The sequence below is a fragment of the Clostridium sp. genome (assembly GCF_051278035.1).
Taxonomy (GTDB): Bacteria; Bacillota; Clostridia; order Clostridiales; family Clostridiaceae; genus Clostridium_AD.
This window is the reverse complement of the sequence record NZ_JBNMNU010000096.1, coordinates 1-16016: the sequence shown is the minus strand read 5'-3', so window position 1 is coordinate 16016 and position 16016 is coordinate 1. Positions and strand designations below refer to the sequence as shown.

15 protein-coding genes and 1 pseudogene are annotated in these 16016 nt (G+C 32.3%); 14 read left to right on the top strand and 2 right to left on the bottom strand.

Translation table 11 applies throughout. From position 1 onward, the window contains the following. The 9 genes and pseudogenes from ACJAX4_RS14460 to ACJAX4_RS14420 form a co-directional block, all read left to right on the top strand. A partial coding sequence (locus tag ACJAX4_RS14460) for a formate/nitrite transporter family protein (protein ID WP_435790159.1) occupies nucleotides 1–711 on the top strand: 711 nt, incomplete at its 5' end. Between the two features lie 100 nt (nucleotides 712–811). Next, nucleotides 812–1498 (top strand): Crp/Fnr family transcriptional regulator, encoded by a 687-nt coding sequence (locus ACJAX4_RS14455; RefSeq protein WP_435790158.1) that lies wholly within the window; start codon nucleotides 812–814, stop codon nucleotides 1496–1498. A gap of 132 nt (nucleotides 1499–1630) precedes the next feature. Next, nucleotides 1631–2638, top strand: a complete 1008-nt coding sequence (gene asrA / locus ACJAX4_RS14450) for an anaerobic sulfite reductase subunit AsrA (RefSeq protein ID WP_435790157.1) — start codon at nucleotides 1631–1633, stop codon at nucleotides 2636–2638. Beyond that, a complete protein-coding gene (asrB, locus tag ACJAX4_RS14445; RefSeq protein ID WP_435790156.1) occupies nucleotides 2639–3430 on the top strand; it encodes an anaerobic sulfite reductase subunit AsrB in 792 nt (263 codons plus the stop codon). A gap of 13 nt (nucleotides 3431–3443) precedes the next feature. Beyond that, complete coding sequence (gene asrC, locus ACJAX4_RS14440) at nucleotides 3444–4391, top strand: sulfite reductase subunit C (protein WP_435790155.1); 948 nt, start codon at nucleotides 3444–3446, stop codon at nucleotides 4389–4391. Nucleotides 4392–4598: 207 nt separating this feature from the next. Beyond that, entirely contained in the window at nucleotides 4599–4940 is a 342-nt protein-coding gene (locus tag ACJAX4_RS14435; protein WP_435790154.1) for a zinc ribbon domain-containing protein YjdM, read from the top strand. Further along, nucleotides 4941–5835 (top strand): annotated as a pseudogene (locus ACJAX4_RS14430) (aromatic acid exporter family protein). Between the two features lie 266 nt (nucleotides 5836–6101). Next, nucleotides 6102–6779 carry a vitamin B12 dependent-methionine synthase activation domain-containing protein gene (locus ACJAX4_RS14425; RefSeq protein WP_435790153.1) on the top strand — a complete coding sequence of 226 codons (678 nt, stop codon included), beginning with the start codon at nucleotides 6102–6104 and terminating at the stop codon, nucleotides 6777–6779. Further along, nucleotides 6745–9123, top strand: a complete 2379-nt coding sequence (locus ACJAX4_RS14420; RefSeq protein ID WP_435790160.1) for a homocysteine S-methyltransferase family protein — start codon at nucleotides 6745–6747, stop codon at nucleotides 9121–9123. The genes ACJAX4_RS14425 and ACJAX4_RS14420 overlap by 35 nt, the downstream gene beginning before the upstream one ends. A 32-nt stretch (nucleotides 9124–9155) precedes the next feature. Here ACJAX4_RS14420 and larE read toward each other — a convergent pair whose 3' ends face one another. Both larE and cysK read right to left on the bottom strand, forming a co-directional pair. Beyond that, complete coding sequence (larE, locus tag ACJAX4_RS14415; RefSeq protein WP_435790152.1) at nucleotides 9156–9995, bottom strand: ATP-dependent sacrificial sulfur transferase LarE; 840 nt, start codon at nucleotides 9993–9995, stop codon at nucleotides 9156–9158. A gap of 201 nt (nucleotides 9996–10196) precedes the next feature. Further along, nucleotides 10197–11132, bottom strand: coding sequence for a cysteine synthase A (gene cysK, locus ACJAX4_RS14410; RefSeq protein WP_435790151.1), 936 nt, complete (start codon nucleotides 11130–11132; stop codon nucleotides 10197–10199). Nucleotides 11133–11750: 618 nt separating this feature from the next. Between cysK and ACJAX4_RS14405 the strand changes: the two genes are divergently transcribed. The 5 genes from ACJAX4_RS14405 to ACJAX4_RS14385 all read left to right on the top strand — a co-directional run. Beyond that, nucleotides 11751–12395, top strand: coding sequence for a class I SAM-dependent methyltransferase (locus ACJAX4_RS14405; RefSeq protein ID WP_435790150.1), 645 nt, complete (start codon nucleotides 11751–11753; stop codon nucleotides 12393–12395). Continuing rightward, complete coding sequence (locus ACJAX4_RS14400) at nucleotides 12385–13536, top strand: trans-sulfuration enzyme family protein (RefSeq protein ID WP_435790149.1); 1152 nt, start codon at nucleotides 12385–12387, stop codon at nucleotides 13534–13536. Before ACJAX4_RS14405 ends, ACJAX4_RS14400 begins: the two co-directional genes overlap by 11 nt. Beyond that, nucleotides 13529–13981 carry an S-ribosylhomocysteine lyase gene (locus tag ACJAX4_RS14395; RefSeq protein WP_435790148.1) on the top strand — a complete coding sequence of 151 codons (453 nt, stop codon included), beginning with the start codon at nucleotides 13529–13531 and terminating at the stop codon, nucleotides 13979–13981. The genes ACJAX4_RS14400 and ACJAX4_RS14395 overlap by 8 nt, the downstream gene beginning before the upstream one ends. Next, a complete protein-coding gene (locus ACJAX4_RS14390) occupies nucleotides 13965–14876 on the top strand; it encodes a PLP-dependent cysteine synthase family protein (RefSeq protein ID WP_435790147.1) in 912 nt (303 codons plus the stop codon). The genes ACJAX4_RS14395 and ACJAX4_RS14390 overlap by 17 nt, the downstream gene beginning before the upstream one ends. A 185-nt stretch (nucleotides 14877–15061) precedes the next feature. Continuing rightward, a partial coding sequence (locus ACJAX4_RS14385) for a CDP-glycerol glycerophosphotransferase family protein (protein WP_435790146.1) occupies nucleotides 15062–16016 on the top strand: 955 nt, incomplete at its 3' end.

The following is a 16016-nucleotide window of genomic DNA, read 5'->3' as shown; positions in this document are numbered from 1 at the left end:
TTAAAGAAAAGCAAAATGAGGTACCTTACTGCAGCGGCACTAGCTGGGGCATATGTGGGATTTGGAATTTTATTAATATTTACTATAGGAGGATCATTTGCAGCAGTTGAGTCCCCAGCAACAAAAATCATTATGGGAGTCTCTTTTGGAATTGCCCTAAGTCTAGTAATAATGGCGGGATCAGAACTTTTTACAGGGAATAACATGGTCATGACCATTGGGTCTCTTGAAAAAAAAGTTTCGTGGCATAATTCAATAAATATTTGGATATATAGTTTTATAGGAAACTTTGTAGGATCAGCAGTCCTTGTAGCAATATTTGTAGGTTCAGGACTTGCAAAGGGAAGCACAGCAGCCTTTATTTTAAAAGCGTCTCAAGGGAAAATGGCCGCACCAAGTATAGAATTATTTTTAAAAGGGTTACTTTGTAATATGTTAGTCTGTTTAGCAGTATGGTGTGCTATTAAATTAAAGGAAGAAACGGCTAAACTTATAATGATATTTTGGTGTCTGTTTGCATTTATAACTACGGGGTTCGAACATAGCATTGCAAATATGACTTTGCTTACAGCTTCATTAATGATTCCTCACACCACAGCAATTTCCATAGGTGGACTTGCACATAACTTAATTTGGGTTACACTAGGTAACTTTGTAGGTGGGGCTGTATTTATTGGAGCAGCGTATTGGTATATATCAAAAGAGAAGTAAATTTTTTTGTGATTAATTTTCAAATTCATTGTTGTATAATAAGAATATTAGTATTTTTATAGCAATGAATTCTAAAATGAGATTATAAGGAGAAGTTAAGATGGTACAAATAACACTTAGGCAATTAAAAGCCCTTCCTTTGTTTGAACGTGTTGAGGATAAAACTTTAGAATTAATAAGAGATAGTGTAATAGTAAAAGAATTAAAAAAATCACAAATGTTGTTTGCTGAAAGGGAAACTACAAATAATATATATATAGTACTAGAGGGAAACGTAACATTGTACAGATTATCGGAAAAAGGTCAAAAGAGGATTATTTATATCCTAAACAAAGGTGAGATTATAAATGAGGTAATCTTTGATAATTTTACTACATCTATTAATTGCGAAGGATTTGAAGACAGTACAATTATAAGTATAAAAAAAGTAGACTTATTAAATATTATGAAACAAGATTTTAACCTTACAGAAGTTATTATATACTCAATGAGTAAAAAAATAAGAAGACTGTATAGGCAGATTAAGAATACAGTTCCTGTTAAAATGGACAAAAGAGTAGCGGCAAAGCTTTGGAAGTTGTCTAAAGATTATGGTGTGCAAACGGAGGAGGGAGTTTTAATAGATATCAAGGTAAATATAACCTATTTAGCAGATATGTTAGGAAGCTCTCGCGAAACTATTTCAAGGGCAGTTAAAGAACTTGAAAACATGGGTATGGTAAAAATAAAGAATAGAAAATTCATAGTTGATAGCGAAAAGTTAAGGCTTTACTTTAAAGGCGCGTGATGAGAATCACATATATTTTTCACAGTATACAATACAATATGCATAGAGAGGTATAAATTTAGTTTTAATAGTGAAATTATTAACAAAGTTTATGGGTAAGTAATATTTTTTACAATGGAGGGAGTTGTATTTATGGGTTTTAATCTTACAATAGAAAAGTTTGATGAGCATCTTGAAACATTGCGACGTGAATATAAGGTATATGCACCAGTAATGATCAAGGGAAAAGGAACTTTTGCGGACACTGATACAATTAGGTATAAGGAAATAAAGAGTATAAGGGAAGTAGAGTTTGACTTGAAATCTGATTTTTCACCTAAAGAAATAATACTTCCAATTACACAAACATTATTTTACTTCACTGAAAAGGATTGCGAGGAACCTAAAATTGATGAAAAGAAAATATTAATATTTTTAAGAAGTTGTGATATTCATGCGATGATTCGACTTGATGAAGTTTATTTGAAAAATGGAAATGAGGATTATTATTATAAGCCTTTAAGAGACAAAGTTAAGATTGTGCTAATGGGTTGTAGTGAAAGCTTTGAAAATTGTTTTTGTGCCAGTATGGGATCAAATAAGACAGAAGATTATGATATGTACACTAGAGTACAAGATGATAAGGTCTTTGTGGATTGTAAATCTGAGGAGCTAATGAAATATTTTAATATAGATAAAATAAGTGAGGTTGAAGTAGAACCTGAATTTGTGCAAACTAATGAAATAAAGGTTACTATACCTGGAAATTTAGATCAAAGAGTTTTTAAATCAAAAATGTGGGACGAATATTCTTCGAGATGCATTGCCTGTGGTAGGTGCAATTTTGTATGTGGGACATGTTCTTGTTTTACTATGCAGGACATCTTCTATAAAGAAAATGAAAATGTAGGAGAGAGAAGGCGTGTTTGGGCATCTTGTCATGTGGACGGATATAGTGATATGGCAGGCGGACATGGTTTTAGGAAGGATAAAAAAGATAGAATGAGATTTAAAGTTATGCATAAAGTTTATGATTTTAAAAAAAGAGCTGGGTACCATATGTGTATAGGTTGTGGTAGATGTGATGATATATGCCCTGAATACATATCTTTTTCAAATTGTGTAAACAAATTAAATAAAGCAATGGAGGAGGTGGAATAAATGAAAAATATATACATGCCTTTTAGATCTAAGATACTTAAAATAAGTAAGCATACGCAGACAGATTACACCTTTAGAATGGAATTCGTGGGTAAGGTAAAGCCGGGTCAATTTTTCGAGGTATCTATACCAAAATTTGGAGAATCGCCTATATCCGTTAGTGAGATAGGTGAAGGTTATGTAGACCTTACAATAAGACGTGTAGGTACAGTTACAGATGTAATTCATAGCTTTTTTGTAGGTGGAACATTGTTTTTAAGAGGCCCTTATGGAAATGGTTTCGATGTTAACCTTTATAAGGATAAAGAAATTATTGTAGCCGCAGGTGGCACTGGACTGGCACCTGTTAAAGGAATAGTAGATTACTTTGCGAAAAGCCCTAAGCAGTGTAAAGACTTTAATGTAATGGCGGGGTTCAAGTCGCCTGAGGACATCCTATTCAAAGAAAATTTTAAAGAGTGGGAAAAGAGTGTTAATGTAACACTAACTGTTGATGGTGCAGATGAGGGTTACCTTGGGAATGTAGGACTCATAACAAATTACATTGAGGGCATTCCAGTAAAAAATATTGAGGATGTACAAGTTATTGTAGTAGGTCCTCCAATGATGCTTAAGTTTACAGTAGCTGGATTTATTAAAAAAGGAGTAAAAGAAAAAAATATATGGGTATCTTATGAGAGGAAAATGTGTTGCGGAGTTGGGAAATGTGGGCACTGCAAAATTGATGATACGTATATATGTTTAGAGGGACCTGTTTTTAACTATTTGGATGCAGTTCATCTAATAGATTAAGGGGGATGATATTATGGATATAAATACTAAATTGCTCAAGAAAAATGCATATAGAATAACTAAAAAAAGAGGAAAAACTGCAATAAGGATAAGGGTTCCTGGAGGGCAAATTGAAGCTAAACATCTAGAAGTTTTGCAAAGAGTTGCAGAAACTTACGGAGATGGGAATATTCATATAACTACAAGACAGGGTTTTGAACTTCCAGGTATTGATATAGATAAAATACCTGATGTTAATAAAATGATCCAATCGGTAATAGAAGGGCTTGAAATAAATCAGATTTCACAGAATACGGGATACTTAGCAGCGGGGACTAGAAATGTTTCGGCTTGCGTTGGAGCAAATGTCTGCCCTTTTGCAAGTTATAATACTACGAACTTCGCTAAAAAGATTGAAAAAGAAATTTTTCCTAATGATTATCACGTAAAGGTAGCTTTAACAGGTTGCCCTAATGACTGTATAAAGGCTAGAATGCAAGATTTTGGGATTATAGGGATGACAGAACCTCAATACGAATCTTATAGATGTATTAGTTGCAAATCCTGCGTAACTAACTGTAAAAGAAGAATAACTGGCGCGCTTAAAATGGAGAACTTCAAAGTAGTACGTGACCATGAAAAGTGCATTGGATGTGGAGAATGTATAGGTAAATGTCCAACTGGGGCATGGAGTAGAAGCCTTGAGAAGTATTATAAACTAGTAATAATGGGTAGAACTGGCAAGAGAAATCCTAGACTTGCTCAGGATTTTATAACTTGGGTGGACGAAGAAAGTATAATTAAAATAATAAAAAATACTTATTCATACATTGATAAATACATGGATAAAGATGCTCCAGGAGGTAAAGAGCACATAGGGTACATTGTCGATAGAACAGGATATCCAGTATTTAAGGAGTGGGTTTTAAAAGATGTAGTATTAAGGGAAAAAGCAGTTGTTAAAGAGTATATCAACTGGTAACCAGCATAAATATATTAATAGCACCGGCTAGAGCTGGAGCTATTTTTTATTTTATAGATAGAGGTATGAAATGATAATTTTATTTATTAAACATATATTAGAATATAATAATTAGTTTAAATAATAGAGTGATTTGTCAATATTCAAAGATTATGATAATATGTAAAATATAAAAAAAATTAGATAACGAATGGAGGAAATGAAATTATGCTGGAATTGCCTAATTGCCCAAAATGTAAATCAGAATATACTTACGAAGATAGAAGCCTTTTTGTTTGCCCTGAATGTGCTCATGAATGGACTTTAGAATTAGAAAATGAAAATAGTGAAGACAAGAAGATTGTCAAAGATGCAAATGGAAATACCTTGAATGATGGTGATTCTGTAACTATAATTAAGGATTTAAAAGTAAAAGGAAGCTCATCATCTGTAAAAATAGGTACAAAAGTGAAAAATATACGTTTGATCGATGGAGATCATAATATTGATTGTAAAATTGACGGGTTTGGTGCTATGGAGTTAAAATCAGAATTTGTTAAAAAGGCATAAATGGTAAAAAAAATTGGGTCAAAAACATTTAAGATAGCAATGTCGGCCACAATAGCAATTATTATATCAAATTATATTGGATTAGAATTCGGTGTGACTTCGGGTATAATTGCAATATTAAGTATTCAGGACACAAGAAAGGAAGCTTTATTAGTTGGCGGTAGGAGATTGATTTCATCTGGGTTGGCTATACTTTTATCGTTTATTCTATATATGCTACTTGGATATAATCCTATTGTATTTGGAATATTTCTGATATTATTTATACCGATAACCAATATACTTAGAGTAAGCGAGGGAATGGTTATTGGAGCAGTATTATCAACACATTTTTTAATAAATACAAATATTAATATATACAGCATCATTAGAAGAGAACTTTGAAAAGAATAAAGAGAATATAGAAAAACAATATAGATTAATACTGTCAGACATGGCGGCAAGCTTAGTCACCCAAGCGGTACCAATATATGAGCAAGAAGTACTTTCAAGCATTGAAAAGCTAATTCAGAATACTAAATTTATTGCACAAAAAATAAATAATAATAAATTATTTAAGAGCAATAATTATTATGAAAGTTATATAGATATGAGAGCAATTCAATTAGATGCTATAAAAAGAATGAAAAGACATTTTTCAAGGTCTTATATGGCCTATGAACAAACCCAAATATTATCAAAGTTTACGACAAGTGTTGCAATTAATATTCATGAAGATAATGATTGTATTGAACTTATTAGTAAACTCACGTTACTTAGAAAAGAATATGAAATCATGGCGCTCCCCCAAAATAGAAATGAATTTGAAAACAGGGCATTGTTATTTCAGTTTCTAAATGATTTAGAGGATTTTTTAATTATTAAAAAAGAATTTAAAGAATCGCATCGCGGGTAATTTTAGAATAAAAACCTTGATATTTACTTTTGCAAATAATATATTAATCATTAATAACTTAATAAACTTTATTATCTGTTAAAGTTAAATATTGCTACTTTCCTTATGGGAGAGTAGTTTTTTTATATTTAAACTAAAGATTTGTCTTTATCAAAAATAAAATAAAAAAAGAAGAATTTATTATGAATGATACTTCGTAATCAGGTCTGTATTTGCAAATTTTGTATTTATACTTTATTCTATTATAAAATGGATGGGGGCTCTATATGAAAATTGCAACAACACAAGTATTAATGTATTTAGGTTATAAAAATCAAGAAATTGATAGAAATATAATTGATTTAATAGAGGAATGCTCTCAAGAGGTCATAAGTATATGTAAAGAGCGTGTTGTATATGAAGTTTTTGATATTCAGCGTAATGATGAACAAGTATTTCTATTAGGTAGTACTTTAGTTTTAAAGGATACGGACATAATAAATCATCTGAGTAGCTCAAAAAGATGTTTGATTATGGCAGCAACATTAGGAATAGAGGTTGATAGCAAAATAGCTTACTACTCGAAATTTAATATTACAAAGGGTTTAATTATGGATGCCTGTGCAACCACTGCAATAGAAAGCTTATGCGATGAAGTTCAAGGTGCAATTAAGGAAAGTGCATTAGTGGATAATCTCCATATTACAAACAGGTATAGCCCAGGATATGGAAGCTTTTTAATTGAAAATCAAAGGAATATATTGAACATTTTAAATGCATATAAAAAAATAGGACTTTCTGTTACTGAGAGTAGTATTATGTTACCAAGGGAATCAGTAACTGCACTTATAGGTTTAGGTGAAATTGTAAATCCCAATCCCACTTACAAATGTAATAATTGTAAAAATGAAAATTGTAATTTTAGAAAGGATGGTAGATATTGTGGCTCAAAAAATAAATTTTAATAAATTCTTATTATTTGATGGAGCAATGGGAACAATGTTAGAGAAATATGGACTTAAGAGAGGTGAATTACCAGAAAGCTACAACACATTACACGCAGAAATCATTGAAAAAATACATAGCGAATATTTTGAAGCTGGATGTGATATTGTAACTACCAATACATTTGGCGCAAATAGGTATAAACTTAAAAATACGCAATATAATGTTTCTGAAATAGTTTCGGCTGCTGTGAAAATAGCAAGAAAAGTGGCTGGTGATAGATTAGTTGCACTTGATATTGGTCCTATTGGTCAGTTAATGGAGCCATATGGGATATTATCATTTAATGATGCATATGAAACTTTTGCAGAGCAGATTAAAATTGGGGCTAGGGAAGGTGCAGACATAATTATTATTGAGACAATGACAGATATTTACGAAGCTAAGGCTGCCATTCTTGCTGCAAAGGAAAATAGTACACTTCCTATAATCTGTACGATGTCATATCAAAGTGATGGCAGGACATTAACAGGTACAGACCCAATAACTATGGTTAATGTACTTCAAGGCCTAGGAGTGGATGCAATTGGAGTAAATTGCTCTCTAGGACCAAATGATATGCTACCTATAGTTTCAGAAATTCTTAAGTATTCAAAGGTCCCGGTTATAGTTCAACCTAATGCGGGACTTCCTAAAATTAAAAACGGAGAAACAGTATTTAATGTTCATGCACATGAATTTGCGGAGTATGCAAAACTTATGGCGGAAATGGGCGTTACAATTTTTGGAGGGTGTTGTGGAACTACTTGTGAACATATAAAAGCTATTAAGGATGAGATTATAAAGTTACAGCCGATAAAACGCGATGTTCAAAAGCTAACAGCAGTAAGTTCAGGATCATTAACAGTGATTCTTGGGGAAGAAATTAAAATTATTGGTGAGCGAATTAATCCAACAGGTAAAAAAAAGCTTAAAGAGGCTCTTAAAAATAATGATCTGGATTACATACTCGAAGAAGCTATTAATCAAAGGGATGCAGGAGCAGATATACTAGATGTGAATGTTGGACTTCCTGAAATTGATGAGAGATGTGTCATGGTAGAAGTAGTAAAACAGCTTCAAAGCGTGGTAAATCTTCCTCTTCAGATAGATAGTGTTAGGCGTGATGTAATTGAGTCAGCCGTTAGAATATATAACGGGAAACCATTAATTAATTCAGTTAATGGTAAAGAGGGCGTAATGGATGCTATCTTTCCAATTGTTAAAAAATATGGTGCCTGTGTAATAGGACTTACGCTTGATGATAATGGAATACCAAGTTCAGCGGAAGGTAGACTTAAGATAGCTGAAAAAATTATACAAAGAGCAGAAGAATATGGAATAGATAGGGCTGATATTATAATAGACTGTCTTGTTTTAACAGCGTCAGCACAGCAGAGTGAAGTTAAGGAGACTATAAGGGCGGTTGAGCTTGTTAAAACACTAGATATGAAAACTACTTTAGGAGTAAGCAATGTATCATTTGGTCTGCCACAAAGAGAAATATTAAATAGAACATTTTTAGCAGCAGCTCTAACAGCAGGCCTTGATGCACCTATATTAAATCCTTTATCGCAAGATATGATGTCCACAGTTAATGCATTTAATGTTTTATGGAATAAAGATCTAAATTCAAAAAAATATATAAATTCTTATTCCTCATTTGAGGGAAAAGCTATTACTAAACAAGTTTCTAAAAATAGAGATTTAAATAAAATTATTATTGATGGTTTGAAAGAAGAAGCGGCAGACCTAACAGTGGAACTTTTAAAAACAATGTCTGAAATGGAAATTGTTGATAAATATTTAATTCCATCTCTTGATATTGTGGGAAAGAAATATGAAAGTGGCGAAACATTTCTTCCTCAATTATTACAATCTGCAGAAACAGTTAAAAAGGCCTTTGAGATAATCAAAGAAAGTATTCTAAGGGGAACGGGAAGTAAGCTTAGTAAAGGTAAAATTGTGATTGCCACTGTTAGAGGCGACATACACGACATAGGGAAAAATATAGTGAAAATTTTATTAGAAAACTATGGATTTGAAGTAATAGACTTAGGTAAGGATGTACACGCAGATGATGTAGTTAATGCAGTGAGGGACGGAAATATTAAATTAGTTGGTCTAAGTGCACTTATGACCACAACAGTAAGGAGCATGGAGGAAACAATAAAAGCACTTAAGGAAAATAATTTAGATTGCACTATTATGGTTGGAGGAGCAGTTCTAAATGAAGAGTATGCAGAAATGATAGGTGCAGATTATTATGCAAAAGATGCAACTCAAGCTGTAAAAATTGCTAGGAAAATATTTCAGTGTGAATAAACTATATAGAGAAGAGTAAAAAGCTATTGATTTTAATCAATAGCTTTTTGTGTGTTTTTTTCTGTTTCACTAAGAACTTCATTCATACTTCCAGTTCTATATCCTAACAAATCAAGGGTTACATATTTAAAACCAATATTTTTTAATTCATTCGCAACTTTATCCATAATTTTGATATCAAAGAATTTAAATCTTTCTTCAGTATTGACCTCAATTCTTGCTATATCTTCATGATGTCTAACCCTTATCTGCCTGAAGCCTAAATCCATTAGAAACTGCTCAGCTCTTTCAACCATACTTAGTTTTTCAACAGTTATCTCATTACCATATGGGAATCTTGAGGATAGACATGCAAAGGCTGGCTTATTCCAAGTAGGTACGCCCAATTTCTTTGACATTGCTCTTATATCATCTTTTGTGAAACCAGCATCCTTTAACGGGCTAATAACTTTGAGTTCCATAGCGGCCTTCGTTCCTGGCCTAAAATCTGACATATCATCAACATTTGAACCGTCTAAAACTGCGTTAATATTATTATCATCAGCGACTTTTCTAATTTTAGAGAAAAGTTCTTTTTTGCAAAAATAACATCTGTTAACTGGGTTTTTAACGAATCCTTCAATTTCTAATTCTTCAGAGATTATAACTATGTGTTTTGCTCCTATGTCTTCTATGTATTTAACAGCTTCTTTAAATTCTCTTTCGGGGTAGGTTGATGACTTTGCAGTAATTGCTATAACGTTATTACCTAAAACATCAGCGGCTACTTTTAAAAGAAATGTGCTATCAACACCACCAGAATAAGCTATTGCCACACTTTTTAAATCTTTTAAACTATCCTTTAATTTTTGAAATTTCAAATCTAATTCCATATTGATCCTCCATGTCTTAAAGTCAGTGTAACCACTAACTTAATTTTATTTTAGTTTTAAGCTCTATTATATTTTATTACATTGAACTGCTATTGGCAAATCAAATAACTACCTACAGAATAAAAGAGGGCTTTAGGACAGAATCATTCTGCATCCTAAAGCCTCTAATTATCTAATAAAGTTCTAAAGTATCAACTAAACTCAATCTTCCTTAAAAAGTACAGTAGATAAATATCTTTCACCTGTATCTGGTAATAAGACTACGATAGTTTTACCTTTATTTTCACTTCTTTTTGCAATTTCAGTAGCTGCAAAAGCTGCTGCTCCTGAAGATATACCAACTAATAGTCCTTCAGTTCTAGCTAAATCTCTACTTGCTTTAAAGGATTCTTCATTCTTAACTTTATATATTTCATCAATAATTTCGGTATTTAACACTGCTGGAATAAAACCGGCTCCAATACCTTGAATTTTATGAGGACCTGGAGCTCCCCCTGATAATACAGGAGAATCAGAAGGTTCCACTGCTATTATTTTAATGTTAGGGTTCTTTTTCTTTAAAGCTTCACCAACTCCGGTAATGGTCCCGCCTGTTCCAACTCCAGCTATGAAAACAGCAACTTTCCCATCGGTATCATTCCATATTTCTTCAGCTGTTGTTTTCCTATGAATCTCTGGATTTGACGCATTATCAAATTGCCTGGGTATAAAAGAGTTTGGAGTCTGTGCTGCTAGCTCTTCTGCTTTACTAATAGCTCCTTTCATACCATCTTTACCTGGAGTTAATACTAATTCTGCACCGAGAGCCTTAAGTACGCTTCTTCGCTCAATGCTCATTGTGTCAGGCATAGTAAGTATTAATTTATATTTTTTAGAAGCGGCTACCATGGCTAATGCAATTCCTGTGTTTCCGCTTGTAGCTTCTATAATTACAGTATCTTTATTAATTAGTCCTTTTTCTTCTGCATCTAAAATCATTGAATGTCCTATTCTATCCTTTACACTTCCGCCAGGATTGAATGACTCTAATTTCGCAACTATTGTACCTTGAACACCTTTTTCCTCATTATAATTTGCAAGCTCCAAAAGTGGTGTGTTCCCTATTAACTGAGTTAAACTTTTAGAAATTTTAGACATTGTAATTCCCCCTTGATTTTTATTTGGTTTTGAATCTATACATGTAATAAATGCATATATTATTTTGAAATTATTGTTAAGTAATTTTATTTATATAACATACTATTCCTATATGCTTACTTTGTTCTTACTATTATTGTATTACACATATTAAATAATGTCAATCATATTATTTATATGTTTCCCAAATATTATCATGATAGAGATGCTTACACTTATTATTGATTGCCAAATAATCTCCATTATTATAAGAAAAATATTTTAAAATTAAGGTTGACAAAAATAAAATAGAGCATATAATAAAAATATAAACTATTCCTATATGAATACTAATACATGCGAAGAAAAAGGAAAGTAGTAATTTGGATGGGTACAGAGAAGAAGCAATGCTGAGAAGCTTCTACCTAAAGATATATGAAGTGCACTTTGGAGTATGGACCCGAAATAATAGTAGGGGACTACGGGATTCGCCCGTTAAAGCGACAAGGCATTTTGTGCTTGGATTTAAGTGAGATTCTATAGTAGGTTAGAGTGGGATCTCCGAGTTAACTTAGCAACGCCTCTATAACATGAGATGTTGCTTTTTTGGCGTCAAAGATTAATGATTGGAGGGATATAATGAGTTCATTAGATTATTTTAATGAAATAGCTAAAAGTTGGAACGTAATAAGAAGTGAATATTTTGAAGAAAGATTGAAATATAAGGTATTATCTAAAGTAAGTATAAAAGACAAGGTAGTGGCTGACCTTGGATGCGGCACGGGATTTTTATCCTTAGCGCTGGCATTAGATGCAAGTATTGTGTTTTCTATAGATCAATCGGAAAATATGCTCAGAGAATCGAAAAAATTAATGGAGACTAAAAAATTTAACAACGTGTATCCGATAAAATCTGACCTAGAAAACTTGGTTTTATTTGATGAGTCTGTGGACGTTGTCTTCATTAATATGGCTCTCCATCATGTTAAAGATGCTAGGAAAGCTATTGAGGAGATGTATCGAATAATTAAAAAAGATGGGACATTAATAATATCAGATGTAGAGGAGCATACTGGTGAGTGGGCAAGAACTGAAATGTTTGACGAATGGCTTGGTTTTTCAAATAATCAAATACAAGAGTGGTTAACTGAAGCAGGATTTAATGCGGTTAACATTGAAAATACAGATTTAAAATGCAAAGGCTATTCTAGTAAAGGTGAATATACTGAAACTGGGATTTTTATAGCAACAGCAAATAAAGGAGGATTAACTTATGAAATTTAATTCATTATTAATACACGCAGGAGTAGACGGCGATGAGCTTACAGGGGCAGTTAATGTCCCAATTTATCAAACATCAACTTACAAACAACAATCTTTAGGAGAATTTAAAGGCTTCGAATATTCAAGAACTGGAAACCCTACAAGGGATGCTTTAGAAAAATTAATGGCAGAACTTGAGGGTGGGGCTAGAGGTTTTGCATTTGGTTCCGGAATGGCAGCTATTACAGCAGTGTTATCACTTTTTAAATCAGGAGATAGAGTTTTAATATCTGACAATCTTTATGGGGGAACCTTTAGAGTTTTAGATAAGATATTTTCAAACTTCAATATTAAATATACTATTATAAAGACTTCGGATACACAAGCAGTTCGAGATAGTATTAAAGAGGATGTTAAGGCTATTTTGGTAGAAACTCCTACAAATCCTTTAATGGATATAGCAGACATTAAAAAAATATCTAGTGTTGCAAAGGAAAAGGGAATCTTAACTATTGTGGATAATACCTTTATGACACCTTATTTCCAGAGGCCTATTAGCCTTGGCGCTGATATTGTACTTCACAGTGGTACAAAATATTTAGGTGGACATAGTGACTTAGTCGCAGGAATAGTTGTAGTGAAGGATGAGGCCCTTGGAGAAAGAATTCATTTCATTCAAAACTCCACTGGAGGAGTCCTTGGACCTTTTGATTCTTTTCTTCTAATTAGAGGAATTAAAACATTGGGAGTTAGAATGGATAGACATAATGATAATGCGATGAAAATAGCTGAATTTTTAAAAGGGCGACAAGAAGTTGAAAAGGTATATTACCCTGGACTTACTGATCATCCTTATCATGAAATTCATAAAGCACAGGCTACAGGCTTTGGTGGCATGGTATCCTTTGTTATAAAAAAAGAATATGATTATAAAAAGTTTTTAGGAACGCTAAAGGTCATAACATTAGCAGAAAGCTTAGGAGGAGTTGAATCCTTAGTGTGCCATCCAGCTTCCATGACACATGGTGCCATACCTAAGGAAATTAGAGACAAAGTGGGAATAACTGATAATTTGGTAAGACTTTCAGTAGGAATAGAAGATGTTTATGATATAAAAGAGGACTTAATAAATGCATTCGAGGAGGTAAGAGTTAATGGTTAATGTTGAAAGTTTTTCATTAGACCACACTAAGGTTAAGGCACCTTTTGTAAGAAAATGCGAGGTAAAGACTGGGAAAAAAGGAGATAAAGTAACAAAATTTGATTTAAGATTCATGCAACCAAATGAGGAGTTTATGGATATATCATCTATTCATACCTTAGAACATTTACTTGCTGGATATATGAGAGAAATAATGGAGGGAATTATAGATATTTCACCTATGGGATGTAGAACAGGTTTTTATATGATTACATGGAATGATGTTAGTGTAGATAAGGTTATAGAAACTCTAAACTATGGACTAACAAAGGTAATAGAATCAGAGGAAATTCCAGCAGCAAACGAAAAACAATGTGGAAATTATAGAGATCATTCGTTAGATGGTGCAAAGAAATTTGCAAGATTAGTTCTAGATAGAGGTGTTAGTAGTGAAATATATAAATAGTATATTAGACATTATTGGAAATACACCACTTCTTAAGTTAAATAATCTAGGAGTAAAAGATGGAGTAAATATCTTCGCAAAACTAGAGGGTGAGAATCCAGGTGGTAGCGTAAAAGATAGAGTAGGAGTTTACATGATTAAAGATGCAGAAGATAGAGGGATTTTGCAGGTTGGGTATACGATTATTGAAGCTACTGCAGGAAATACTGGTATAGGAGTAGCCCTCGCCGCCATAAACAAAGGATACAATGTAACATTTGTGGTTCCAGAAAAATTCTCTGTTGAAAAGCAAACCTTAATGCGAGCGCTAGGTGCAAAAATTATTAACACACCAAGAGCAGACGGAATGCTCGGAGCAATTAATAAAGCAAAAGAGTTATTAAATGAAATTCCTAATTCTATTTCGCTGAAGCAATTTGAAAATGAAGCTAATCCAAAGGTTCATTATGAAACTACAGGACCGGAAATATATGATGCATTAGATGGTCAGATAGATTATTTTGTGGCAGGAGCAGGTAGTGGTGGCACTTTTAGTGGTGTTATGAAATATTTAAAAGAAATGAGTGAGAATATAAAAGGCATTTTAGTAGATCCTTATGGTTCAACTCTTGGTGGTGGTGAGGAGCATTGTTATGATATTGAGGGCATAGGGAATAATTTTATGCCTAGCACTATGAATATGGATTTAGTTCATAGCGTTACTAAAATTTCTGATGATGAAGCTCTGCAAATGGTAAAGTTGATTGCATTAAAAGAAGGCCTAATTGTAGGGAGCTCATCGGGAGCCGCAATATTTGCTGCAATAAAACTTGGGCAAACAATTGAAGGTGGAAACATTGTTGTAATACTGCCTGATAGGGGAGACAGATATTTTAGCAAGAACATCTATAATTAATATAAATTAAGTGCCTCTAATAGTAAAATCCCCAGCTAACTAATTAGTTGGGGATTTTCTTATCCATTTTAATAATTGACAACATTTGAACATTTGAAAATTTAATGAAATGATGCTTAAAAATTAAAAAAATGATACAATAGTATGAGCCATAAAAAAAATTAATATTGAAAGAAGTTGCTACGATGAGAAGATTTATAATAAAATTATTAAAGTCTATAAATAGTATGCTTAAAAAGAATAAAAACAAAGTGTGCTTTGTAAGTCATCCGGATTTTTCAGATAACTGCATGAGCGTTTTTGATTATATGATTTCAAAAAATATGCTACAATACAAAATTGTTTGGTTAGTTAACGATACATATATTCCAAGTGATATGGATGAACTAAAAAAACAGTTTAAAATAAAAGTCATAAAGTTAAAATCATTTCTTGGAATATTAAACTATATGACTTCAAAATACATATTTTACACACATGGAGCACTAAATGGAATAGAATGTTTGGACAAACAAATCGTAGTTAATTTATGGCATGGTATGCCACTCAAAAACATAGGCTATTTGGATAATAAAACTGAAGAAGATGTTGCTCATTTTACATACACCTTAGCAACATCAGAACAATTTCAAAATGTATTATCAAAAGTTTTTGGAGTAGATAAAAACAAAGTTTTAATTACAGGGTTACCTAGAAATGATAGAATGGATAAATTTAGAGATATATTAAATAAGCTTGGTTTAGATGGGAAGATGTACAACAAAAAAATATTATGGATGCCAACATTTAGAAAATCCAGCGTAGGAGATAAAAGAAATGATGGTATATCCAAAGATGGACAATTGCCATTACTTTCGAGTGAAGAATTAAAGGAGTTTAATATATATCTTAATGACAATAATATTTTACTTATAGTTAAGTTACATCCTATGGATAGTTTACAGAAGAGTGATTTTTGTGAATTAAGTAATATAAAGATAATTGTTAATGATGATTTTAAAATTATTGAAGAGCAGCTATATTCAATATTTAAGGAAATTGATGCATTAATTACTGATTATTCATCCGTTTATTTTGACTTTATGATATTAAATAAACCCATTGGGTTTGTAATGGATGATTTAGGTGAATATAATAGCA

What these genes read in the sequence shown, in the direction of transcription:
- cysK (WP_435790151.1), bottom strand. Translation starts at nt 11,132, where the DNA reads ATGTCTAAAATTTCTAAAAGTTTAACTCAGTTAATAGGGAACACACCA.
- ACJAX4_RS14455 (WP_435790158.1), top strand. Translation starts at nt 812, where the DNA reads ATGGTACAAATAACACTTAGGCAATTAAAAGCCCTTCCTTTGTTTGAA.
- asrC (WP_435790155.1), top strand. Translation starts at nt 3,444, where the DNA reads ATGGATATAAATACTAAATTGCTCAAGAAAAATGCATATAGAATAACT.
- ACJAX4_RS14420 (WP_435790160.1), top strand. Translation starts at nt 6,745, where the DNA reads ATGGTAGATATTGTGGCTCAAAAAATAAATTTTAATAAATTCTTATTA.
- ACJAX4_RS14405 (WP_435790150.1), top strand. Translation starts at nt 11,751, where the DNA reads ATGAGTTCATTAGATTATTTTAATGAAATAGCTAAAAGTTGGAACGTA.
- larE (WP_435790152.1), bottom strand. Translation starts at nt 9,995, where the DNA reads ATGGAATTAGATTTGAAATTTCAAAAATTAAAGGATAGTTTAAAAGAT.
- ACJAX4_RS14395 (WP_435790148.1), top strand. Translation starts at nt 13,529, where the DNA reads ATGGTTAATGTTGAAAGTTTTTCATTAGACCACACTAAGGTTAAGGCA.
- ACJAX4_RS14400 (WP_435790149.1), top strand. Translation starts at nt 12,385, where the DNA reads ATGAAATTTAATTCATTATTAATACACGCAGGAGTAGACGGCGATGAG.
- ACJAX4_RS14425 (WP_435790153.1), top strand. Translation starts at nt 6,102, where the DNA reads ATGAAAATTGCAACAACACAAGTATTAATGTATTTAGGTTATAAAAAT.
- asrA (WP_435790157.1), top strand. Translation starts at nt 1,631, where the DNA reads ATGGGTTTTAATCTTACAATAGAAAAGTTTGATGAGCATCTTGAAACA.
- asrB (WP_435790156.1), top strand. Translation starts at nt 2,639, where the DNA reads ATGAAAAATATATACATGCCTTTTAGATCTAAGATACTTAAAATAAGT.
- ACJAX4_RS14435 (WP_435790154.1), top strand. Translation starts at nt 4,599, where the DNA reads ATGCTGGAATTGCCTAATTGCCCAAAATGTAAATCAGAATATACTTAC.